This window comes from Ligilactobacillus murinus DSM 20452 = NBRC 14221 (assembly GCF_001591685.1).
In the GTDB taxonomy this organism is placed as follows: domain Bacteria; phylum Bacillota; class Bacilli; order Lactobacillales; family Lactobacillaceae; genus Ligilactobacillus; species Ligilactobacillus murinus.
Map to the genome: position 1 here is coordinate 91491 of NZ_BCVJ01000001.1, position 24891 is coordinate 116381.

The following is a 24891-nucleotide window of genomic DNA, read 5'->3' on the forward strand; positions in this document are numbered from 1 at the left end:
TTTTTGCCTAAAAAAAGGGATACGATCAATTCGTACCCCCTTTTTGCTAACTAGTTTATTCTTCGTGATACCATTCGTAGTGATAGTTACCTTCTTTGTCGACACGTTCATAAGTATGTGCCCCAAAGTAATCACGTTGTGCTTGGATCAAGTTTGCTGGTAAAACAGCTGACCGATATTGATCGTAGTAAGTAATTGCACTAGTAAAGCCTGGGCAAGGTACCCCTGCTTGAATAGCTAAGGCAGCTACTTCTCTGACTGCTACTTGATACTTAGCTGTGATCTCAGTAAAGTACGGATCAAGCATCAAGTTCTTCAATTCTGGTTGCTTATCAAATGCATCTGTGATCTTTTGCAAGAATTGTGCCCGAATAATGCAACCTTCACGCCAGATCTTAGCTAAAGAACCATAATCCAAATTCCAGTCATATTTTTCAGAGGCAAAGCGCATTTGTTCAAAACCTTGAGCATAGCTGACGATCTTGCTAAAGTAAAGCGCTTGGCGGATCTTTTCAACAATTTCTTTTTTATCAAGCTTTTTAGCATCAAATGCTTTGGGTTTAGCTAAAACCTCACTCGCTTCTACACGTTCATCTTTAAGAGCAGAGATATAACGTGCGTAAACAGATTCAGTGATCAATGATTGTGGGACTCCTAATTCAAGGGCGCTTTGTGAACTCCACTTACCAGTTCCCTTATTGCCCGCACGATCTAAGATCACATCAACGATAGGTCTATCAGTTCCTTCATCATCTTTACGGGTCAAAATATCAGCCGTAATATCGATCAAGTAGCTATCAAGCTCACCATCTTTCCATTCATGGAAGATATCAGCGATCTCATCAACTGAAAGGCCTAGCAAGTTACGCAATAAGTTATAACTTTCAGCGATAAGTTCCATATCACCGTATTCGATCCCATTGTGGACCATCTTAACGTAGTGTCCAGCTCCATTAGGGCCAATATAGGTCACACAAGCTTGACCATCATCTGCTTTAGCAGCGATCTGATCTAAAATAGGTGCTACAAGATCATATGCTTCTTTTTGTCCGCCTGGCATCAATGACGGACCTTCCAAGGCACCCTTTTCACCACCGGAAACACCCATACCGATAAAGTTGATCCCTGAATTATCTAATTCAGCATTACGACGCATAGTATCTTCAAAGAAAGTATTTCCACCATCGATCAAAACATCGCCTTTATCAAGATAAGGTAAGAGACTCTTGATCGTTGCATCTGTTGGAGCACCCGCTTTGACCATCAAAATGATCCGACGTGGTTTTTCCAATGAATTAACGAAGTCCTCGATCGTATAACTTGGAACCAAATTTTTATCTGAATGATCAGCAACAACTTGCTCAGTCTTTGAACCTGTACGATTAAAGATCGCAACTTTATAGCCACGACTTTCGATATTCAAAGCCAAGTTCTTACCCATAACAGCCATACCGACAACACCGATTTGTGCTTTACTCATATCCAACTTAACCTCCTAAAATTCCTACTGCACTTAATTTTATCAAAATTACCTAAGATTTTAAAGATGCTTACTAAAGATTAGGCTTTCATCACTAAAGTAGGTTCTGCCTCACCTAAAACTGTATCTTTTGAAATGATAACTTTTTCGATCTCTTTATTACTTGGGACCTCGAACATGATATCACGCATCGTAGCTTCAATGATCGAGCGCAAACCACGTGCCCCTGTATTGCGTTCGATCGCTAAATGAGCAACTTCACGTAAAGCTTCTTCTTCAAATTCGAGTTTTACCCCATCAAATTCAAGTAACTTGCTGTATTGCTTGACTAAAGCATTCTTAGGTTCAGTCAAGATCCGGACTAGATCATCTTCAGAAAGCTTTTCAAGTGCTGTCAAGATCGGCAAACGTCCGATAAATTCTGGGATCAACCCAAACTTCAACAGATCTTCAGGAATGATCTGTTGCATAATGCTCTTAGATTCATCATAGTTTTGCTTACTATCAGCGCCAAACCCGATCGTCTTATCGCCTAAACGATTTTTAACGATCGTTTCGATACCGTCAAAAGCCCCACCGACGATAAACAAGATATTTGTTGTATCGATCTGGATAAATTCTTGTTGTGGATGCTTTCTGCCCCCTTGTGGTGGAACATTAGCAACTGTTCCTTCCAAGATCTTCAAGAGTGATTGTTGAACGCCCTCACCCGAAACATCACGAGTGATCGAGACATTTTCACTCTTCTTAGCTATCTTATCGATCTCATCAATGTAAACGATCCCTCTTTGGGCCCGTTCAACATCATAATCTGCATTCTGCAAGAGCTTCAATAAGATATTTTCAACGTCTTCACCAACATAGCCCGCTTCTGTCAATGTTGTAGCATCAGCGATCGTAAATGGGACATTTAAGATCTTAGCTAAGCTTTGGGCTAAAAATGTCTTACCTGAACCAGTAGGCCCGACAAGACAGATATTGCTCTTTTGTAGTTCCGTATCATCGTCAGCAGTATCAAATAAAGCATTGATCCGCTTATAGTGGTTATACACAGCTACTGCCAAAGTTTTTTTAGCCTGTTCTTGTCCGATAACATATTGATTTAAAATATCAACGATCTCTTTTGGTGTCGGCACATCAGTAAATTCCTCTTTAACATTAGCTTTATTTTCTTCGCTGATGATCGTTTGAGCTAATTCGACGCATTCATTACATATATACACGCCAGGGCCCGAGATCATACTTTTAACTTGCCGTTCAGATTTGCCACAAAAAGAGCAAACTGCGGGTTCGTTTGGATCTGTATTTTCGTACATCTAAATCACCTTTATCTAATAATTACTTATATTTTATCAGACATTGCTACTAAAAACTAATACTTACTTTTTATTTATCAGGTGAATGGATAAATTTAGGGATCGCAACAGATAAATTCCGCTGCGATCCCTAAAATCACAAGATTAAATTGATATTGTCACTCAAGTATTAAACTTGTTTTGCAGAATCTGTCATTTCTTTAACGACTTTTCTGATAGCAATGTCATGATTCAACATGTCATCTGAAAGAGCTGAGCGAACTGCAGCTTCTTCCATGCCGTATTGTGCAGCTAATTCTTTGATCTCTGCATTGATCTCTTCTTCAGAAGCTTTGATATCTTCAGCAGCTACGATAGCTTCTAAGACAAGGTTTGTCTTAACACGCTTTTGTGCACCACTTTCAAATTGCTTGTGCAAGTCTTCTTCAGAAGAACCTGTAAGTTTGTAGTACATGTCAGCACTGATACCTTGTTGTTGCAAACCAGCTAAGTATTGATCCATTTGACGGTGTACATCTTCTTCGATCATTGCACCTGGGATCTCGCCGATCTCTGCATTTTCAACTGCTTTATCGATAACTTCTTCTTGGATAGCTTCTTTTGCAGCATTTTGTTTTTGTGCTTCAAGACGTTCACGTGTCTTAGCTTTCAATTCAACTAAAGTATCAACTTCTTCGTCAACGTCTTTAGCAAATTCGTCGTCAAGTTCAGGTAATTCCTTAGTCTTAACTTCGTGGATCGTTGTTTCAAAGACTGCATCTTTACCCTTAAGATCTTCAGCATGGTATTCTTCAGGGAACGTTACGTTAACTTCTACTGTTTCACCAGCTTTATGTCCAATTAATTGATCTTCAAAACCTGGAATAAATGTGTTTGAGCCAAGTTCAAGAGAGTAGTTTTCACCCTTGCCACCGTCAAAAGCAACACCATCAACTTTACCTTCAAAGTCGATAACAACTGTGTCGCCTTCAGCAGCTGGTTGATCTTCTTTCAACACTAATTCAGCTTGTTGTTCTTGTAATTTCTTGATTTCAGCATCAACTTCTTCGTCAGTAACTTCTGTTGATTGTGCTTTAACTTCAAGATCTTTGTATTGACCCAATTTAACTTCTGGTTCAACCGTAACTTTAGCAGTCAAGACCCATGTAGAATCTTTTTCCATTGATTCAACGTCGATCTCTGGTTGTGCTACTGGCTTGATGTTTGATTCTGCAACAGCATTAGCATAAGCTTCAGGTAATACAGCGTTCAAAGCATCTTGGTAAAGTGATTCTTCGCCAAACATTTTGTTAAAGATCTGACGAGGAACCTTACCTTTACGGAAGCCAGGTACGTTTAAAGTTTTCTTGACACGGTTAAATGCTGTGTCTAAACCTTCCTTGATTTTTGCAGGTTCGATTTCAAAGGTCAACTTACCGTTGTTTGTACCTTCTTCTTTTTCCCATTTTACAGACATTATTTTCCCTCCGAGTAAAATAGTTTGTACAATTTACTGAGTAATTGCATACTAACTAAGTTTAACTTAGAAAGCTTTAAATGTAAATGTTTATAGTACAAAAAGTCGATTTTTTAGACAAAAAAGACTTGGGATAGACCCAAGCCTTCTTCAATATTCAAAAGAATATTAGTCGTCGATTTCAGAAACGACACCAGCACCAACTGTACGGCCACCTTCACGAACTGTGAATTTAAGACCTTTTTCGATAGCAACTGGAGCGATCAATTCAACGGAGAATGTTACGTTATCGCCAGGCATAACCATTTCTACACCTTCAGGCAATTCGATAACACCTGTAACGTCTGTTGTGTGGAAATAGAATTGTGGACGGTAGTTTGAGAAGAATGGTGTATGACGGCCACCTTCTTCTTTTGTCAAGACGTAAACTTCACCCTTGAACTTCTTGTGTGTTTGGATTGAACCTGGTTTTGCAAGAACTTGACCACGTTCGATTTGTGTACGGTCAACACCACGAAGCAATGCACCGATGTTGTCACCAGCTTCACCTTCGTCAAGTGTCTTACGGAACATTTCAACACCTGTAACAGTTGTCTTAAGAACATCGTCTTTCAAACCAACGATTTCAACTTCGTCGCCGACTTTAACGATACCACGATCGATACGACCAGAAGCAACAGTACCACGACCTGTGATCGTAAATACGTCTTCAACTGGCATCAAGAATGGCTTGTCTGTTGGACGTTCTGGTGTTGGGATGTATTCGTCAACTGTATCCATTAATTCAAGGATCTTCTTCTTAGCATCTTCATCATCTTCCAATGCTTTAAGAGCAGAACCACGGATAACAGGAATATCATCACCAGGGAAGTCGTATTCGCTCAATAAGTCACGAACTTCCATTTCAACTAAGTCTAACAATTCTTCATCGTCAACTAAGTCGCACTTGTTCAAGAATACAACGATGTATTCAACACCAACTTGGCGAGCAAGCAAGATGTGTTCACGAGTTTGTGGCATAGGACCATCTGTTGCAGCAACAACTAAGATAGCACCGTCCATTTGAGCAGCACCAGTGATCATGTTCTTAACGTAGTCGGCGTGTCCTGGAGCATCGATATGTGCGTAGTGACGGCCTTCTGTTTCGTATTCAACGTGTGCTGTGTTGATTGTGATACCACGTTCACGTTCTTCTGGAGCAGCATCGATAGAAGCGTAATCTTCAGCTTGAGCTAAACCTTTTTCAGATAAAACCTTTGTGATAGCTGCTGTTAAAGTTGTTTTCCCATGGTCAACGTGTCCAATTGTACCGATGTTTACATGGGGTTTTGTTCTTTCGTAATGTTCTTTTGCCATTAATAGAACCTCCTGTAATTTTGCAAAGAAAATCTGCAATCCTGCCGATAATCCTTTAAATTTTATTATACTACTTTCAGCCAAGAATGCCAAGTAATTTATTCCTTGGGTTCCTTCTAAACTGAAAACCTTGAATTATTATATAGTCACTATTGATTTTTGTAAATACTAAAATTCAATTTTTTAAAAAAATATTTGAAATTAGTTAAACCATCCATTGGGCTAAACTGTTTTCCAAGGCCTGTGCAAATTCACGCTCTTGTGCTTCTAAGTCGGATTTCCCTAGTAATACCGCATAAAGTTTTTCCGGATCAGCAAATGGTGCTGTCAATTTTGGATAAAGCAGTTGCAATTTTAATTTTAATTCCGCTAAGATCTGTGTTTTTTGGTCTGCAGCATATTCAAGATCAGCTTCGAGTAAAGCTACCAAGCGCTGATACATCATGTAATCATCTAATTCCTTTAAATCACCTGGAACAAAATCTTGTTTTTCACCTGTAAATAACAGATAGGTGACTGTTTTTTCACTTCCAAGATAACGCAATTCATCTAAGATAGCCGCTCTGACCAACGGATGTACATCTTCATCCACTAGATCAGCACTAACACTTTCCACAAATTCAGCAATGGTCAAACTTCCCGAAGCTTCAAAAACTTGGCGTTGCTCCAAAATATCAAGCGCACCTAAATGTTTCAATTTTTTAGTCAAAGTATTTACATCAGTTTGTGTTCTTACAGTAGCCAAAGTTTGGTCAAACAAACGCATGAAGTTATCTTTTTCTTTAGCCGACATAAACCCACTCATCAAATTTAAGGTCATTTCGATCTTTCTGACCTTACCAGCGTAGATCATCTCCGTTACATATTCTGTCAACTTTTGATCGTCGCGTAAGTAATCCAACAGATAATCTTCAGCCAATAAACTCGCCATTTGGTGATCTCTTAGTCCTTTTAGTGCTGTAAAGAGTAAATAATTTACTTTAAATGTTTTTTTTGCTTGATACGCTTGTAATAGTAATTCCTTAGCTTGTGAGAAATCACTTTTTTCTAAAGCTGCGCAACCGGCCTCATATAATTTTTCTTGTTCCATCGTTCACTTTCCTTATTCAAAAAGGCTGTAACATATCTTTTGTTACAACCTTCATAATTTCAAATCACATTATTTGTGCTGATCATTATTCTTCTTGTTTTTACCATGCCCATGATATTGGTTTATCTCCATGATCACTGGCAAAATAACGGGATGACGCTTTGTTTGCTCATAAAGAAAATGATTGAGCTGTTCACGCACATCTTGTTTCAAGTGGCCCCAGTCAAATTCTTTATTGTCAAGATTTGATTGCACAGTTTTAGTAATGATGTCAGCACTTTCGGCGATCAGATCTCGACTTGTTTTAACGTAAACAAACCCTCTTGATGTGATCTTTGGGCGGTCAACGATCTTTTTCTTCTTGCGATCGATCGTGACTACCGCAATGAAGATCCCATCTTCAGACAAGATCTTACGGTCACGAAGCACGATATTTCCAATGTCACCCACTCCGATCCCATCGATCATCGTATTTCCAACTTCGACCGATGAGGCAACTAACATTTTTCCACGAGTATACTCAGCCACATCCCCTTTTGCTAGCAAGAAGATATTTTCTGCTGGAATACCAACTTCTGTCGCTGCATGTGCATTAGCCGCTAACAAACGATATTCACCTTGGACCGGCAGTACATAACGTGGCTTTAATAAGTTCATCATCAACTGCAAGTCATTTTTGCTAGCATGACCAGAAGAATTCAATTCATCTGAGATCGATTTGACATCAGCCCCAGACCGATAGATCATATCACGTGTTTTAGCCACGTTCGTTTCCATTGCATGCGATGGCGTTGTCGTGATAAAGACAAGATCACCTTCATGCAACGAAACAGAACGATGCCGTTTTAAAGCCATTTTTTGTAAAGACTTCAGTGGTTCGCCTGAACGCCCCGCCTCTAAGATAACGATCTGATCATCATCATAGCGTTTGATATCTTTGAGCGGGATCAAAATATCATCGCTTGGTAAGTGGAGTTTATTTAATTTCAAAGCCGTCCGAACGATCTTTTCAACATCATGTCCAGTCAAAGCGACTTTACGATCGTTAGCTTGGGCAGCATCCAAAACTTGTTGAACACGTGAGATATTGGAAGCAACACAGGCAACGATGATCCGCCCTTTGCGATACTCAAAGGTCTCACTGATAAAATCATAGATCTCACGTTCATTGACCGTTTCACTTGGATTTTCTGCATTTGCAGAGTCGCTTAGTAACGCTAAAACACCCTCGTTTCCGATCTCAGCCAAACGAGCTAGATCAGTTTGATACTGCGCTGAAGCTGTTTGATCAAACTTGAAATCACCAGTATATACGATCGTTCCTTCATCTGTCTTCAATGCGACCCCTAAGCTCTCTGGGATCGAATGAGTTGTCTTGAAAAACGAAACAGTTGCACTCGGAAAATCGATCTCTGTTTTTTCATTGATAACATGAAAATCATTAAATTTCTTTGCTATCTCTTCATTTTCACAAGCAATTTTAGCCAAGGCGATCGTCAATTCTGAACCAAAGACAGGTACATCAAACTCACTTACAAAATATGGTAAAGCTCCGATCGCATCGGCATGTCCATGTGTCAAAAACACCCCGACGATCCGACGCGCATTTTGACGTAAATATTCAAAATCAGGGATCACGATATCGATCCCTAATAATTCATTTTCAGGATATTTCAATCCACAATCTAGGATGTAAATATCATCATTCACTTCAATAGCATACATATTCTTAGCATTTTCACGTACACCACCAAGTGAAATGATCTTTATATCACTCATATTCTCACCTCTATTTTAGATTTTTGTATAAAATATTTTAATTATCATATTTAACACGGGTCGAAAAATCGACCTATCAATATATGATTATACCATAATTACGATACCAGTTAACAATTATATCCAGGTAGAAAAAAAGTGTTGCTAGAATCACTTCTAGCAACACTTCGAAATGAGATTAACGACGTAAGCCTAAGCTCTTGATCAATTCACGGTAACGTTGAACGTCTTTGTTACGCAAGTATGCCAACAAGTTACGACGATGACCGATCTTCTTCATCAAACCACGTTGAGAAGCAAAGTCCTTCTTGTGGCTACGTACGTGTTCGTTAAGTTCGTTGATATCTGCAGTCAAAACAGCGATTTGAACTTCTGCTGAACCTGTATCGCCTTCATGACGTGCGTATTTTTTCATGATTTCGTTTTTCTTTTCGTTTGAAATAGCCATTGTATTTCCACCTTTCAAAAATTCTGCCTAAAACCGAGTAAGTCGTCGGTGTCGTCGCCAAACTAAGTTATAGGTCTGGTACATCTGTACTTAATCTAATCTACTAGATTTTGTTTTAAAATGCAAGTCTTAAATTTATAAGTAAGTGTCAAGGAATATTTCTTGACATCAAATTCATTTTTCTGTTGCATTGTTTAAAACGCTCTTGTATAATGAGATATGTTGAAAATTTAGATGATACCGTTACGGATCATACAGGTGGAGGTGACATTCATGCCAATTATCAAATCCGCAATCGAACGTGTAAAAACAAACGAAAAAGCTAACGCTCGCAACTCTGCTGAATTAAGCAAGATGCGTACAGCAATCAAGAAATTTGAAAAAGCTAAGACTGCAGGTGCAGAAGATGTTGAAAAACTCTACCGCGAAGCAGTTTCAGCTGTTGACCGCGCACATTCTAAAGGCTTGATCAAAGCTAACAAGGCTGCGCGTGATAAGTCTCGTATGGCTGCACGTTTAGCTAAATAATAAATGATAACAAAAAGAGCTTGGAATTTAACTTTCCAAGCTCTTTTTGTTAGACCGCGACTGCCTTTTGAGCAAAATTAAGCATAAATAATTGAAAGAGTAATTCTGGCTCTTGCGTCGTAGTTTTTAAGCGTTCCTCGATATGGATCAGACCGAGATAGGCATTTTTTAAATCCTGGCGTTTAAAGACCCGTGTTTTTTGCAAGGCTAATTTGACTCGATACGGATGAACCTTTAACGTACTTGCAATATTACCTTGAGCGTAACCATGCTTTTGTAAGATCTCAACTTGAAGCAATAATCGAAACTGACCTTCTAAGATCGCATTGATCTTTAAAGGTTCTTCTTTTTGTTGCAATAGATCACGATATAACTCCAAAGCTTTAGCCGTATCTTTTTGCAAAACCAGTTCGACTAGATCAAACACATTTTGTTCTAAAGAGCGTGAGACCATCGCAGACACTTCATTGACAGTGATCTGCTTATCTTCAGCTACTAATAATAATTTAGGTAACTCATTAGCGATCGCAGTCAAATTAGCATCTGTTCGCTGCAATAAGATCTCTAAAGCTCTAGGATCGATCGTATAGCCTTTTTGAGCCAACTCTGCTAATAAATGCTTACGTACAGCCATCTCTGTTAGGGGACTATTGTCAACTACAACAGCTTTTTGCTTGATCTGCTTGACCACCTTTTTACGCTCATCTAGCTTAGCATAAGGTGCCATCAAAACTAATACAGTCGTTGGCTCAGGGTCATTTACATACGCGATCAATTCATCTAGGTCGTGTTCGAGTTTTACCTTTTTAGCTTCACCGGTCAAAAAGTACGGTCGATTTATAAACACGAGTCGCTTTTCCCCAAAAAACGGTACTGACATTGCGTCGGCTAGTGCAGTCGATAGCGTTACCTCCTCCATATCATAAATTCCAATATTGAATTCACGTTCTTCTTCTGGGAAATTGGCGATCAGTTTTTGTTTGATCTTTTCAGCATTGACCTGTTCTTCACCTAAGACCAAATAAACTGGTGCCATCTGATTTTTTTCAATGTCATTTAAGACTTTTTCTACTGTCACCATAGTTTTAACTAAAGCTCGCTTCCCTTCTTCTGCTATTATTCCGATTTAACAATCATACCATATTTATCCTATTAGCTCTAATTATCTTTAAGATCCCAAAATGAGAAATGACCTAACATTTCAGTAAGTTTTATCATCCCGACTTTAGCCGTCACATAGTATGAAACTTTTGCATTTTGTAAAGTCACTAAAGTTTCTTTATTGGGATGACCATATCGATTATGCCGTCCAGCAGAAATGATCGCAACTTTAGGGGCTAATTGTCGTACAAATTTTGGATCAGTCGCTGTCTTACTTCCATGATGTCCAGTCTTTAACACAGTTGCTGTCAAATCAGGATATTTCTTGATGATCGCAAGTTCTCCTTTACGATCAAGATCACCTGTAAAAATACATTTTAGGCCATAAAAATCGAGCCACAAAACGAGCGAATCAGCATTTGTTCCTTGACCACGAGTAAAAGGATGCAGTAACTTCAAATGTGGATCAGATAGGCTCACCTTATCAGTTACCCCTTTAACTGCTTTAGGCGCAACCCTTGACTTAGCTAACCGGCGCTTAAAACTAGGGAGGTCTTCCATCCCAGCCGGTACGATCATCTGGTTGATCTTGATCGATCGGCTCAAACTAGGAAAATTTCCAACATGGTCTGCATCTTGATGTGTCAAATATAGTTGGTCGATCTGGGTGATCCCTTTACTTAGCAAATAATTAGCCACGATCGTCTCACCACTTGTCTTAGTAGGACGCTTTTTCCAGTTAGGCATTGCGAAATGGACTTTGCCCCCAGTATCGATCAAGATCACCCGACGTGAAAAACGTTCTCTGATCAAAGTACAGTCACCTTGCCCTATGTCAAAATACACGACCTCACTACTCAAGGGATAGCGTAGCAATAAAAAGGTCAAAAAATAACTTATTCCTAGCAAAGCTGACCAGCGAAGTTTTTTAGAACTACCCTGTAACCACAATAATATGCCCAACCAAAGTAAGACCATTATCAGCGGTGGTCTTCCAAAAACAAAATTACTCGGTGCACGCGCTAATAAAGTTAAACCAGTTGAGATCAGCTGTAAGATCTGAGCTGCTAAATTCTGCAAAAATGGGATCACTGCACCGATAAATGTCACTGGTAAAATAATATACTCAAATATTAGGTTCATCCAACCCGTTATTAAAAAGGTCAAGAAATTCCACTGATACGTATAATACAATACGAGTGGCGCACTAAAAGCATTTAGTTTCAAATTAAACAGCCAATTCGAACTCGTTTTACTTGTAATGATCACCAGGGTCAAAAGATAGCTCAGTTGTGCCCCTAGCTGATAAAATAACGCCGGATAACGCCATAATTCGAGTAATAACACTACTGCCCAAATAGTGGCTGGTTTTAAGTGCACTCCTTTTATGCGGCTAGTTGCCAACTTTATCCAACACATCCAGACTGCACGTACTAAACTCGCAGAGGCTCCACCCAAGATCACATAAACGGGTAAAACTCCCAAAATCACTAAACTCTTTAGCCATCTAGGTAAGCGCAATAACCTTAATAAATGACGTAAAGTTTTAACTACATAGAAAACATGCAGACCAGATAAACTAAACAGATACAACAATCCTAATCGCGTGATATCAGCTAAAGTTTTATCAGCATCAGCCAACTTTATTCCTAATAACAATGTAGCACTATACCAATCTAATGGTCGCGGAAGCTTTTTTAACGTTTCACGCAACGCTTGGCGTAGATCGTGCAACCTCCCGCGCCACGCCATTTGTCCTGGTGGCACCTTTTGTAAAGTATAATGTTTCACAGCAAAAGCTAGAAATATATTTTTCCCTTGATAAAAGCGACGCCAATCAAATTGAGCCTCATTGGTCGGTGCTTGTAACGGTAAAACTTTTCCCGCTACATCCCAGACCTTAGTCTTATCCATTTGCAATAATGTCTTTTTTTCAGCTAAAGTTTTGATCCGATAATATCCATTCACCCACTGGCGTTTTTCCCACCACCAGGCTTTAAACGTTAACAGATCCCCGCTTATCTTAGTTTCATCGCTGTAGATCAGCAAATGTTGTTTCTGGGTCACATATGGTGTAACTTCCATGACCTGGCGTGTATTTTGCTGCCAAGTATAAAATCGGATACTAAAAAACACACAAACCACCAACACACTACTGATCATTTGAATATTTTTAGTAGCCAACAGTCTTAAGAACAAAACTAACACGACCACTCCTGCTATCCAAGTATGGTCAAGTATCCAAAAACTTAAACTGACAGCTATAAAGGCTGTCAATAAAAGTATAACTTGGATTACTTAGGTTCCCCTTTAGCGACCAATTGCTTGAACAAAGCAGTGTCAATATATTCCTTATCGAGTTTAACTTGCTCGAGTGCAACTTCTTTTAACTTCAATAGTTCGAGTGCATAAGGGTCATTGTTGTAATTTCTGAGATAGTGGATCTTTTTGACTCCTGCTTGCAATAACATCTTAGTGCATTGTAGGCATGGAAAATCCGTGACATAAAGTTCTGCCCCATCTGTGGGGATCCCAAACTTAGCACATTGTAAAACGGCATTCATTTCAGCATGGATCGTGCGTAAACAATGCCCATCGACCATGTAGCAACCGTCATCAATACAATGTTTATCACCTGAAACTGAGCCATTATAGCCACCGGCGATCATTCGCTGATCTCTGACCAAGATCGCCCCTACAGATAAACGTGTACAAGTACTCCGTAACGATAGCAAAACTGCTTGTAACATAAAATATTGATCCCAAGGAATTCGTTTTTCCATTTTTCCTACCTCGTCATCTCTAAATTTAGTAATAGTATATCAAAGATAACTATTATTGCCTATATCGTTAAAGACTTACTCAATTTCTGATACGTTTTATCACCAATACCCGAAATATCCTTTAATTCAGATAATTGTTTGAATGAACCATGCTGTTGCCGATATTCGATGATCTTTGTCGCTTTTTTATCACCGATCCCATCGACTTGCATCAGCTGTTCTTTGGTTGCTGTATTTAAATTCACTTTACTACCGTTTGCTCCCGATACATTCGCGCTCAAAGAAGTCTGTGGATCTGCTGGAGCAACCGCCGTCTGAGCATTAGTAGTCGCTCCTTGCTTAGGAACATATATCAATAGTTGGTCGGTCAGTTTTTTGGCGTAGTTTAACTGCGAAACTTCCGCTTGAGCTGTTAGACCACCAGCGCTAGCGATCGCATCGCCTCACATGGCCACTAGCTAAAAGCTTATATAACCCTGGATGGTTGACCTCACCTTTAACATCTACATATACGTAGTCCGTTGTTTTCTTTTGCTTAACTGTTTGGATCACTTGATGACTTGAAGAATTTGAGGTAAAAACTTCAGCTGTATTCGTAGCTGAATGTTCAAACACAAAGGCACCCACAATAGTCAAGATCACTGCTAAAATACCACCTGAAAGAAATCGCCACTTATATTCCATCAAAAAATCATACCAATCATTCATTTTCTCGCCCCCTATTACATAAATACGAAAAAAGAGCAGGAAATATTTCCTACTCTTAAAAATTATTTTTCACTTAATGCTGCTTGAACGATCGGCGGCACTAAATTACCTAGTTCACCCTTAAAGCGTGCAACTTCTTTGACCAAAGTCGATGATAAAAAGGCATACTTAGGATCGGTCAATAAGATCAAAGTCTCGATCTTTGGTGCCAGCTCTTTGTTCATAGCCGCAATATTTTGCTCAAATTCGAGGTCTTGAGTATTTCTGACTGAGCGAATAATGACCTGGGCTTTTAATGTTTGAGCAACATTCACTGTTAGATCAGCTTCCTTAGATAAAACCTTGACATTAGGTATTTTTTCAGTTGCTTTTTGAATAAAGCTTTGACGTTCATTTGCCGAAAACATCGGCTTTTTAGCGGTATTGGTCAAAACCACGACAAACACTTCATCAAATATCGCTGAACTGCGTTTAATGATATCTAAATGTCCATTTGTTACAGGATCAAAACTTCCAGGAAAGATCGCCTTCATTTTAGTTCACTTCCTTATAACGATAAAACGTTAATTCTGTGATCCCGTAATCAGCTTTTTTAATAAGTTCAAAATCAGCCAATTCTTCGGGAAGATCAGCGACTTGATCTGTTTCACAAATGATCAAAGCATCGGTATTTAACAGCCCTAATTTTTTTAATTGCTCCATCAATTCTAAGATCTGTTGTTTTTTATACGGTGGATCAAGGAAAACATAATCGAAGCCTTGCTCTTGTTTAGCCAACTTATTGAGCATTTTATAAGCGTCACCTTTTAGCACTGTGAATTTATCTTCTTCTTTGGTAACACTCAAATTTTCATGGATCGTTTTGATCGCTTGATATTGTCGGTCTACCAAAGTCGCATGGTCAGCGCCACGTGAAACAGCTTCGATACTAAGACCACCTGAACCAGCAAATAGATCTAAAACTTGGCCCCCATCTAAATACGGACCAATGATATTAAACATCGCTTCTTTAACTTTATCCGTCGTAGGACGGGTCTTCATTCCGGGAACTGCCTTTAAACGCCGCCCCCCATATTCTCCTGCTACAACTCTCATATAATTCAGCTCTCTTTTATTGTCAATTGTCACGCTAGCAATAACGCAACTCATGACATCGTTTTTTTACCAAGATCTATATAAATAGATATATCTTTAATTAAACTTTTCTTGATCTTCTTCAGTCAGTTTATATGCTTGATGATCTTGTTTGGAAAATTCTGTCGTGATATCAGGTCGATTTGAGATCTCGACTTCTTTAACAAAGCGTAACTGTTTCAATTTTTCGACCGTTTTTTTTACATCTACCTCATCCATATAGATCAAGGCATACTTCATCTTACGTGAAACATACTGAAGATTACCATAACGTCGTAATTGTTTACTTTGGCGCAAATGATAAAGATATACGATCACGCCACGACGTTTTTTTGCTTCAAAAGCCATCTTTTTATCACCTACATATCTTCTACTATTGTATCATCATTTTTCAAATATTTTATTCATTTTTATCATAAACTACGATCAAGCACGAATTTTCATAATCAAATCCAATTTTTGTATTTTTAGAAAACAAAATCTTATTCCAAAAGCTTTGATTTTTCCCCGTCGTTGCTACTAACTGCGCTGGATTCACAACTGGGCCACTGATATATATTTCAAAGCGAGCTGCCTCAACTTGTGCATCGGCTAATAATTGTGCTGATATATCATTAGGCTTTAATTGTAAAACTTTGACGTCATTTAAACGATCTGCTTTAAGTCGCTGGTACTGTTGTAATTGTTTTTTGGGCAAATATTTTTTAGGATCGTTTTCTAAAGTCTGACTTATTCTTTGGGCTACGGCTGTTGCAACTTCACTTTGGCTCAACTGGGCCACTTTTCTTTGTGCCCGTTCAAAAGTTAAAACTTCCCAGATCCCCTGTATCATCGTATCTTGATCATCAGAGGATAAAACATCCGTACTATAGCGCACTGGTAAAGGCGTCTGCGAGCTTACCTGATATAAGCCACTACGCAGTAATTCTTCTTTATCGAGATATTCCACTGCAACTACTTTTTTAGTCACTCTAGAAAAATAGCTCACTGCATAACTGCCATTTTTAAATGCAATCAAGGGTTTTGTTTCTATATCGGTCTGATTCAACTTTATCTGTGCCGTTTGTTCATTTGATCTAAGCTTAAGATCCATAGCTAGTGGGAATTTTTGTTGTAATTTTCTTTTTTTCAAACCATTTTTTAACTCACTTGCTAGGGGCGATTCTCCTAAAAGATAGATCGCACAGACCTTAGCGCTATATTTATTGATCCCGACCAACATATATGTTTTATCTTCCCAGCGGTACTGCTGCCATTCGATATTTTCTGCACTGGTGATCACTTGTGTTGGTCGACCAAAATCAGCGCTAAAAGCAAGATTTGACACGCCAATATAGCGTGCCAAACCTTGCGTCTTTATTTTAGTTACTTTAGGAACAACTTGTGAGTGTGGTTCATTTGAATGAGACAACTCTTTTTTATCAGTCTTGTCATCATTTGTAAAGAGCGCCAATAAATACAAAACTGGCAAAATGATCACAAAACACACACACGTTTTTTTCCAAAAGTTGCGCTCAAACATTATTTGACCGGCTCTAATTCAAGCAGCAGATCTTGACTTGCCAACACATCGCCATCTTTAACATAAATATGCGTCACTTTACCATCAAATGGCGCTTTGATCGTAGTTTCCATCTTCATCGCTTCAGTAACGACCAAAGGTTCACCCTTCTTAACAACTTGGTCTTTTTTGACTAAAACGTTTAGCACTGAACCACTCAATGTTGCACCAATATGATTTGGGTTAGTTGGCTCGGCTTTAGGAATAGCATTGACCTTAGCTTCTTTACTCTTGTCATGGATCACGATCTGCAAGTTTTGACCGTTAGCTGAGAAGAAGAGACTGCGATTACCATCTTCGTCAGCATCAGAGATCGAATCCAATCTAAAGATCGAAGAACGACCAGGTCTAAATTTGACCCGGATCGTTTCGCCTGGCCGCATCCCTTGATAGAACGTGGTCGTATCCAAGACGCCCATTGAACCAAAGCGTTTGGTATTTTCTTCATAGCCCATGAAGACATCTGGGTAAAGAATATAGCTCAATACTTCTTCAGCCGTCGGTTTACGCTTGATCTTTTCTAGTAATTCTTGTTCCATCTTGGCAAAATCAACTGGTTTTGCTAAACTTCCTGGACGAACAGTGATCGGTTTTTTGCCCTTTAAGACAATTTTTTGCAATTCTTCTGGGAAACCACCATATGGCTGGCCAAGATCCCCATAGAAGAAATCAACTACTGATTCAGGGAAGTCGAGCTGTTGCCCACGAGTCAAGATGTTATCTTTAGTTAAATTATTTTGGATCATAAAGATCGCAAAGTCACCAACAACTTTTGAACTTGGTGTGACCTTGATGATATCACCTAAAAGTTCGTTGACATCGCGATAAGTTTGCTTGACTAATTCAAAGTCATCGATCCCTAATGCCTTAGCTTGTTGTTGTAAGTTAGAATATTGTCCACCTGGCATTCCAGTTTGATAAATATCAGTTTGTGGCGAAGTCATCCCATTCATGAATGCTTGGTAGAACGGTTTTACTCCTTGCCAATATTGATTGATCTTTTCAACATTTTCCATTTCAAGTTTTGGTTGGCGTGCATCTTCTTCCAATGCGTAATAGAAGCTTCCCATACTTGGTTGACTTGTTGTACCAGAAAGTGAGCTCATAGCTGTATCGACAATGTCAACGCCAGCCTTAGTTGCAGCCACATAAGTTGAGACTCCATTTCCGGTTGTATCATGTGTGTGCAAATGGATCGGCACATCAACTTTTTGCTTCAAAGCTCCGACCAACTCAAAGGCCGCTTTTGGCTTGAGCAAGCCGGCCATATCCTTGATCCCGATGATCTGTGAACCTGCATCAACTAATTGTTTAGCTAAGTTTTCATAGTAAGCCAAAGTATATTTAGTTTCATGTTTATCTAAAATATCTCCGGTATAACACATCGTACCTTCAGCGATCTTGCCTGTATCGCGTACATATTGAATGCTCTTTTCCATTTGTTCGATCCAGTTTAGGCTATCAAAGATCCGGAAAACATCGACCCCATTAGCTGCACTTTTATCGATAAATGCTTTTAAAACGTTATCTGGGTAGTTTTGATAACCAACTGCATTAGATCCACGTAAAAGCATTTGTAAGAGTGTATGTGGCATTTTTTCACGCATGAATTTCAAACGTAACCATGGATCTTCATTCAAGAAACGGTAAGCTACATCAAAGGTCGCTCCCCCCCAAACTTCAGCAGAAAAGACGTTTGGCAAAGCTTTATCGTAAACTTCGATCACTGGAGCCATATCTTTAGTCCGCATCCGTGTGGCAAACAAACTTTGGTGCGCATCACGCATTGAAGTATCGGTCAAAAGAACTTCTTTTTGATCTTTGACCCACTTCATCGTTGCCTCAGCCCCTAAGTCATCAAAGACTTTTTTAGCATTGATCGTATCACTTGGTGCAAAAGTATCTTTTAACTTGATATCTGGCACAAAGATCTTCTTTTGTTGCTTAACGCCCGGGAACCCATTGACTGTTACATCTCCGATATATTTGAGCAACTGGTTGACAGTATTAGCTTTACGTTCAAACTCAAATAGGCTAGGTGTTTGATCGATGAAAGTCGTGTTCGCCGCACCTGCTTTAAAGATATCATTATTGATAACTTTACGCATGAAATCGATATTAGTTTTGACTCCCCGGATTTTGAATTCACGTAAGACCCGATCCATTTTAGCTACAGCTTCATTAAAAGTCCGTGCCTGCACACATGTCTTTACCAACAATGAATCGTAAAATGGGGTCACAACGGCACCGGCATAAGCATTCCCACCATCTAACCGCACGCCAAAACCACCTGGTGAACGATACGTTTCGATCTTACCTGTATCTGGCATAAAGTTATTTTCAGGATCTTCGGTCGTGATCCGACATTGAATCGCACAGCCATGATATTTAAGCTCTTTTTGTTGTGGTAGATGCAGATCTTTAAAGAGATCTTTACCTGCAGCGATCAAGATCTGCGATTGGACGATGTCGATCTCGGTGATCATTTCAGTGACCGTGTGCTCTACTTGGACACGAGGATTGACTTCGATGAAATAAAATTTATCATCTGTAACTAAGAATTCAACTGTTCCAGCATTTTGATAGTTGACACTTTTGGCTAAGCGAACAGCTGCCTCACAGATCTCTTGTCGCCGCTTATCATCTAAAGTGATACTTGGCGCAAATTCGATCACCTTTTGATGACGACGTTGCACAGAACAATCACGTTCAAACAAATGCAAAATATTGCCATATTTATCCCCCAAGATCTGGACTTCGATATGCTTAGGATTTTGTAGGTATTTTTCGACATAAAGCTCATCATCGCCAAAAGATTGCATGGCTTCACTACGCGCACGATTATAAGCTTCTTCTAATTCAGCTTCAGAGTAGACGATCCGCATCCCACGGCCCCCGCCACCTAAAGCAGCTTTGACCATGATCGGATAACCATGTTGATCGGCAAATTCACGGACTTGAGTGATCGATCTGACTGGATCTTCAGTCCCTGGGATCGTCTCTAAGCCAGCAGCATGCGCCACTTCTTTAGCTTCGATCTTATCACCAAACATTTGTAATTGCTTAACTGTTGGTCCAATAAATGTGATCCCAGCCTCTTCACATTTTTGGGCAAATTCTTCATTTTCAGAAAGAAAACCATAACCAGGGTGGATCCCATCAGCTCCTGTCATTTTAGCGATCCGGATGATATCATCCATATCTAGATAAGCTTCGATCGGCTTTTTGCCAGCACCAACCAGATAGGATTCATCGGCTCTAAAACGATGGACTCCATACTCATCTTCTTTAGCATAGATCGCAACTGTTTGTAAATTAAGTTCATGACACGCTCGAATGATCCGAATAGCGATCTCGCCACGGTTAGCAACTAAAATCTTTTTCATCAATAAACACCACTTTCCTAAATTCTTCTATTTCCTACAGACCTACTTACCAAAAACTTCTACTTCAAGGCCCCTTTTTTGCGTCGCCGAAATATTCATCACCATCCCCAAAGCGATCGTTAAAACGATCATACTTGAGCCCCCATAGGAGATAAATGGCAATGTAACACCAGTGATCGGTAGCAAGCCGATCGCCCCACCAACATTAAAGAAGGTCTCAACAGCAAAAAAGGTCCCTACGCCATAACAAAAATACATCGCATAGATGCTCTTTGAGCGAATGCCGATCATAAAGATCCTCAAAATGATCCAAGCCAATAAACATAGCACAACGATCACTCCCAACACACCTAATTCTTCAGCGATCACAGAGAGAATAAAATCGGTATACGGTTCGGGAAGGTAACCTCTTTTTTGGATACTTTCACCAAGCCCGCGTCCGAACAATCCACCATTGCTAACAGCATAAAATGAATTTACCAACTGTTTACCACTTGAGTTAGAATATTTAAATGGATCAAATACTGCCAAAAAACGTTGTATGATATAACCAAGTTTTGTGTTACTAAGAATAGTCGTAAACTGCAAAAGATAAGCAAGGAAACCTAAAAGCGCAGTCCCTAAAACAATGATCCACGTGCTTGTTTTGTAGTTTATATCAGCATATGCCAAGTACATCACGATAACGATCGCAAAACTGATCCCAAAGCCACCAAAGTCAGGTGCATATACGATCAGTCCCAACATTGATGCGACCATCAAAAAAAGAAATAGTTCTTTTGTGATAAGCTTTCTTCGTATTCTTTTACAAAAGACATTCTTACCTTTGGCTGTGTAATTAGCAAAAAGATTGGCTAAAAACATCACTAAGTATAGCTTACAAATTTCAGAAGGCTGAATACTGATCACTTTTAAATTGATCCAGCCATTTGCCCCATTGATAGCTGAAGTAAAGAACTTAGCATAAGCCAAGAGGCCCATCAAAAAGACCCAGCCGAAAAATAACATCCGTGGTCGGCGCCACCAACGCGGGTTAGTTTGCGCAAATAATATCGTCAAACTGATCCCCATGATCACATAGATCGATTGCCGGATAAAATACTGCATCGTCTTTCCGGTCAAATATGATAGATTGATCGAACTAGCCGAATAAACCATCACGACCCCGATCAAAGATAAAATGAGAAAAGGTATAAATAAGCCATAATCAAAATATTTTAGTTTATTTAGAAACTTTGTCTTCATTCCCATTCCACTCCAACGTCTGGTGTCACCCTTGCTTGGATATTACCTAGTTTTTCTTCAAGTTCTTTTATCAGCTGATGCCCCTCCGAAGTGGTCAATAGACCACTTCGCATCAAAAACTTGACTTCACAAGAAAAGCCGTAGATCCTTGTGTCTGCAACTTCTTCAAAAGCGGGACAATCCGTCCGACACAAAATATTACTTTGCTTGCCTAATAGGTCACAGATCTCAGCTGCATCTCGTTGCAAAACAGCTAAAGCCTGTTGTTTTGAAATAAAGTTTTCCATCAACTTAAACTCCTCTCATACTTCCGCAATTATATCATAAAACCGCTTGAATATGTCTGTCCAACTGTAACACCTTAAAAATATTTACAAAATCACTAAAAAACCACAAGTGTGATTTAGATCGCACTTGTGGTTTAGTTTAGCTATTATTGTGTTGCTTTAGCTGCCTTTTTAGCTGCTTTTTCACGCGCATTTGTTTCTAAGATCCGTTTGCGTAAACGAATATTTTCTGGCGTGATCTCCAACAATTCATCTTCATTCAAGAATTCAAGCGATTCTTCCAATGTCAAATGCGTTGGTTTCTTGATCGTTGCTGTTTGGTCCTTGTTAGAAGAACGAACGTTAGTCATGTTCTTACCCTTAGTGATATTAACTGAGATATCACGTTCACGTGAAGATTGACCCACGATCATCCCTTCGTAAACTTCTGTACCTGGATCAACGTAGATCGTACCACGACCTTCGACCCCCATGATCGCATAAGTCGTTGCTTTACTTTGGTTGATCGAAACCAAAGCACCGTTACGACGACCAGGTTCCCAGTTGCGGATAACTGGTTTGTATTCAGCAAATGTGTGGTTCAAGATACCATAACCACGTGTCATGGAAAGGAATTGTGAATCATAACCGATCAAACCACGTGTTGGAGTCGAGAATACCAAACGTGTTTGGCCGTTCAAACCAGTTTCCATGTTCAACATTTCACCTTTACGTTGAGCCATTGAGTCGATAACAGAACCAGAGTATTCATCAGGTGTATCGATGATCACACTTTCAAACGGTTCACATAATTGGCCATCGATCTCACGGTAAATAACTTTAGGACGCGATACCGCCAATTCAAAGCCTTCACGACGTAACATTTCGATCAAGATCGATAAGTGTAACTCACCACGACCAGAAACAGTCCAAGCATCTGGTGAATCAGTATCTTCGACCTTCAAAGAAACGTCCGTGTGCAATTGCATCTTCAAACGATCTTCTAATTTACGTGCAGTGACCTTGTCACCGTCACGCCCAACAAATGGAGAATCATTTGTCATAAAGGTCATTTGCAATGTAGGTGGGTCGATCCGCAATAATGGTAATGCTTCAGGATGATCGGCTGGGCAAACTGTTTCCCCAACGAAGATATCATCCATCCCTGAAACAGCGATCAAGTCACCGGCTTTAGCTTCTTGGATCTCAAGTCGCTTCAAGCCAAAGAAACCAAAGAGTTTAGTTACACGGAAGTTCTTTTGTGTACCATCAAGTTTCATAACTGTAACTTGATCACCCACTTTGATCTTGCCACGGAAGACGCGACCGATACCGATACGACCTACGAAGTCATCATAGTCAAGCATTGCAACTTGGAATTGCAATGGTTCCTCAGCATTATCTTTAGGAGCTGGGATAGCATCTAAGATCGTGTTAAAGATCGGATCCATTGTGTGTTCTTGCTTAGCAGGGTCAGAATCAAAAGAAGATGTCCCGTTCATCGCAGATGCGTAGATAACTGGGAATTCAAGCTGTTCTTCATCAGCCCCGAGTTCGATAAAGAGGTCTAATACTTCATCGACAACTTCTTCTGGACGAGCACCTGGGCGGTCGATCTTATTGATCACGACCACTGGTGTCAAGTGTTGTTCTAAAGCTTTTTTCAACACGAAACGTGTTTGTGGCATCGTTCCTTCAAACGCATCCACGATAAGCAAAACACCGTCGACCATCTTCATGATACGTTCCACTTCCCCACCGAAGTCGGCGTGTCCTGGTGTATCTAAGATGTTGATCTGTTTACCGTTATATTTTACCGCTGTGTTCTTAGAAAGGATCGTGATCCCACGTTCCTTTTCAATATCATTTGAGTCCATCGCACGATCGCCGATGTCGGTGTGTTCATCAAGCGTATCTGATTGTTTTAATAATTCGTTAACTAATGTTGTCTTACCATGGTCAACGTGGGCAATGATCGCAACATTACGAATATCATCACGTGTTTTCAAAGTTGTTTCTTCCTTTCAAAATCTACTGCTTGAGAAATGCCCCTTCAATTCAATAACCCTAACGGCCTATCGACTTTGAATGTTATGAAAAAAATTATCTCATTTTCAAGAACCCACATAAAAAAACTGTGACTTAGTGCCACAGTCTCAAACTAACGCTTGCGCATCAGCTTGATAATATCGTTCTTAGCATTTTTCGTCGCTACTAATACATCATTTGATGATAGCACATCTAATTCATTATCGTCAATGCTTTTTACGCTCAAACCATGTGCTTTAGCCAATATCTTTCCAGCCGCATGATCCCAAGGATGAAGATGGGAGCAATAGCCGACCGTTTTACCAGTCAAAACATGGATAAAACCGATCCCCGCACTACCATAAACTCGGACCCCCATACTCTTTTCGGCAACTTGCGCAACATTGCGGTAATTCCGAATCAGCATCCGGCCACTGACATCTAATAATCCTTGGTCAAGAAAAAGATCGGGCACTTTGGGCAACCGAGCAGTATTACAAAAAACGCCACTTTCTGGTCCGCCCCAATAGAGTTTGTCGTTGATCACATCGAGAATGTAGCCCAATTTTTCATGACCATTTTCATAAACAGCTAGCATACTTGCAAAATGGTCTTTTTGTTTCACAAAATTCAAAGTTCCATCCAACGGATCAATGATCCAAACTAACCCCTGATAGGTTGCCAGATCTTGGTCACGATCACCTTCTTCACCTAAAACGCGCGAACCAGGAAAAGTCTGCTTGATCTGCGTGACTAAATATTTTTCAACTTGCTTATCGATATTAGTCACTAGATCGGTGCGTCCACTTTTTTTTGCAACTTGTAGTTTTGTCTCACAACCAGCAAGCAACTGGCACCGGACTTCTTTGAACCAGGTTTGCACACTAGCATTTATCTGTTGCCAATCAGTCACCACCATCAACCCTTTTCATTAAATTTTACCCGTTTTCCAGTCGTTGCCTTAGCTAGTTTAACTGCTTGATAAATACTGAGCCCTGAAGCTTGCTCAAAATCTCGATCAAGTTGTTTTTGAGTCATGATCGCTGGCTCCATTTGCAAAAATTTTTTATGCTTAGCTAAAAACTCTTCGCGTTCGATCCCAGTAGTATAAACTTTCTCAACTGCTTCGTAAAATTCACTTGCAGTAATGATCTCTGCGGTCGTCCACTCAGGTAATAGTGGGTATTCAAAATTTTCACTGATCTTCATCTTAAACCTCACCTTTA

At 39.7% G+C, this 24891-nt stretch carries 23 protein-coding genes; 1 reads left to right on the forward strand and 22 read right to left on the reverse strand.

Annotation, left to right across the window (positions count from 1 at the left end; all coding sequences use genetic code 11):
• Positions 1-55: 55 nt before the first annotated feature.
• The 7 genes from gnd to rpsO all read right to left on the reverse strand — a co-directional run bounded on the left by gnd (position 56) and on the right by rpsO (position 8925).
• A complete protein-coding gene (gnd, locus tag LMU01S_RS00455) occupies positions 56-1480 on the reverse strand; it encodes an NADP-dependent phosphogluconate dehydrogenase (RefSeq protein WP_056959426.1) in 1425 nt (474 codons plus the stop codon).
• An 80-nt stretch (positions 1481-1560) separates the two neighbouring features.
• Positions 1561-2796, reverse strand: coding sequence for an ATP-dependent Clp protease ATP-binding subunit ClpX (gene clpX / locus LMU01S_RS00460; protein WP_056959425.1), 1236 nt, complete (start codon positions 2794-2796; stop codon positions 1561-1563).
• A gap of 169 nt (positions 2797-2965) precedes the next feature.
• Complete coding sequence (gene tig / locus LMU01S_RS00465) at positions 2966-4252, reverse strand: trigger factor (protein WP_056959424.1); 1287 nt, start codon at positions 4250-4252, stop codon at positions 2966-2968.
• Positions 4253-4420: 168 nt separating this feature from the next.
• Entirely contained in the window at positions 4421-5608 is a 1188-nt protein-coding gene (gene tuf / locus LMU01S_RS00470) for an elongation factor Tu (protein WP_010688796.1), read from the reverse strand.
• Positions 5609-5813: 205 nt separating this feature from the next.
• Positions 5814-6698, reverse strand: a complete 885-nt coding sequence (locus LMU01S_RS00475; protein ID WP_056959421.1) for a hypothetical protein — start codon at positions 6696-6698, stop codon at positions 5814-5816.
• A gap of 69 nt (positions 6699-6767) precedes the next feature.
• Positions 6768-8477, reverse strand: coding sequence for a ribonuclease J (locus LMU01S_RS00480; RefSeq protein WP_056959419.1), 1710 nt, complete (start codon positions 8475-8477; stop codon positions 6768-6770).
• A 178-nt stretch (positions 8478-8655) separates the two neighbouring features.
• Positions 8656-8925: a 30S ribosomal protein S15 gene (rpsO, locus tag LMU01S_RS00485; protein ID WP_004048905.1), complete on the reverse strand. Its 270-nt coding sequence runs from the start codon at positions 8923-8925 to the stop codon at positions 8656-8658.
• A gap of 273 nt (positions 8926-9198) precedes the next feature.
• Between rpsO and rpsT the strand changes: the two genes are divergently transcribed.
• Entirely contained in the window at positions 9199-9453 is a 255-nt protein-coding gene (gene rpsT / locus LMU01S_RS00490) for a 30S ribosomal protein S20 (RefSeq protein WP_004048909.1), read from the forward strand.
• 49 nt (positions 9454-9502) lie between these two features.
• On the opposite strand, the gene holA is transcribed toward rpsT, so the two are convergent.
• The 15 genes from holA to LMU01S_RS00565 form a co-directional block, all read right to left on the reverse strand.
• Positions 9503-10534, reverse strand: coding sequence for a DNA polymerase III subunit delta (gene holA, locus LMU01S_RS00495; RefSeq protein ID WP_056959417.1), 1032 nt, complete (start codon positions 10532-10534; stop codon positions 9503-9505).
• 77 nt (positions 10535-10611) lie between these two features.
• Positions 10612-12762: a DNA internalization-related competence protein ComEC/Rec2 gene (locus LMU01S_RS00500; protein ID WP_056959415.1), complete on the reverse strand. Its 2151-nt coding sequence runs from the start codon at positions 12760-12762 to the stop codon at positions 10612-10614.
• Positions 12763-12848: 86 nt separating this feature from the next.
• Positions 12849-13337: a ComE operon protein 2 gene (locus tag LMU01S_RS00505; RefSeq protein WP_056959413.1), complete on the reverse strand. Its 489-nt coding sequence runs from the start codon at positions 13335-13337 to the stop codon at positions 12849-12851.
• A 59-nt stretch (positions 13338-13396) separates the two neighbouring features.
• Complete coding sequence (locus LMU01S_RS00510; RefSeq protein ID WP_056959411.1) at positions 13397-13693, reverse strand: ComEA family DNA-binding protein; 297 nt, start codon at positions 13691-13693, stop codon at positions 13397-13399.
• A 70-nt stretch (positions 13694-13763) separates the two neighbouring features.
• Positions 13764-14045, reverse strand: a complete 282-nt coding sequence (locus LMU01S_RS00515) for a hypothetical protein (RefSeq protein ID WP_056959409.1) — start codon at positions 14043-14045, stop codon at positions 13764-13766.
• A 62-nt stretch (positions 14046-14107) separates the two neighbouring features.
• Complete coding sequence (gene coaD, locus LMU01S_RS00520; protein ID WP_056959407.1) at positions 14108-14578, reverse strand: pantetheine-phosphate adenylyltransferase; 471 nt, start codon at positions 14576-14578, stop codon at positions 14108-14110.
• Between the two features lies 1 nt (position 14579).
• The gene (rsmD, locus tag LMU01S_RS00525) at positions 14580-15194 is read right to left on the reverse strand and encodes a 16S rRNA (guanine(966)-N(2))-methyltransferase RsmD (protein ID WP_076149390.1); all 615 of its coding nucleotides are present in this window, start codon (positions 15192-15194) and stop codon (positions 14580-14582) included.
• 42 nt (positions 15195-15236) lie between these two features.
• Positions 15237-15527: a YlbG family protein gene (locus LMU01S_RS00530; protein WP_004048926.1), complete on the reverse strand. Its 291-nt coding sequence runs from the start codon at positions 15525-15527 to the stop codon at positions 15237-15239.
• Between the two features lie 52 nt (positions 15528-15579).
• Positions 15580-16701 (reverse strand): CAP-associated domain-containing protein, encoded by a 1122-nt coding sequence (locus LMU01S_RS00535; RefSeq protein ID WP_056959403.1) that lies wholly within the window; start codon positions 16699-16701, stop codon positions 15580-15582.
• Positions 16701-20126, reverse strand: coding sequence for a pyruvate carboxylase (locus LMU01S_RS00540; RefSeq protein ID WP_056959401.1), 3426 nt, complete (start codon positions 20124-20126; stop codon positions 16701-16703). Before LMU01S_RS00540 ends, LMU01S_RS00535 begins: the two co-directional genes overlap by 1 nt.
• Positions 20127-20168: 42 nt before the next feature.
• Complete coding sequence (locus LMU01S_RS00545; RefSeq protein WP_056959399.1) at positions 20169-21371, reverse strand: FtsW/RodA/SpoVE family cell cycle protein; 1203 nt, start codon at positions 21369-21371, stop codon at positions 20169-20171.
• Entirely contained in the window at positions 21368-21658 is a 291-nt protein-coding gene (locus tag LMU01S_RS00550; protein ID WP_056959397.1) for a DUF1507 family protein, read from the reverse strand. Before LMU01S_RS00550 ends, LMU01S_RS00545 begins: the two co-directional genes overlap by 4 nt.
• A 146-nt stretch (positions 21659-21804) precedes the next feature.
• Positions 21805-23646 (reverse strand): translational GTPase TypA, encoded by a 1842-nt coding sequence (typA, locus tag LMU01S_RS00555; RefSeq protein WP_056959395.1) that lies wholly within the window; start codon positions 23644-23646, stop codon positions 21805-21807.
• Between the two features lie 152 nt (positions 23647-23798).
• Complete coding sequence (locus tag LMU01S_RS00560; protein WP_056959393.1) at positions 23799-24584, reverse strand: inositol monophosphatase family protein; 786 nt, start codon at positions 24582-24584, stop codon at positions 23799-23801.
• Complete coding sequence (locus LMU01S_RS00565) at positions 24584-24874, reverse strand: UPF0223 family protein (RefSeq protein ID WP_004048936.1); 291 nt, start codon at positions 24872-24874, stop codon at positions 24584-24586. The genes LMU01S_RS00560 and LMU01S_RS00565 overlap by 1 nt, the downstream gene beginning before the upstream one ends.
• Between the last annotated feature and the right edge of the window lie 17 nt (positions 24875-24891).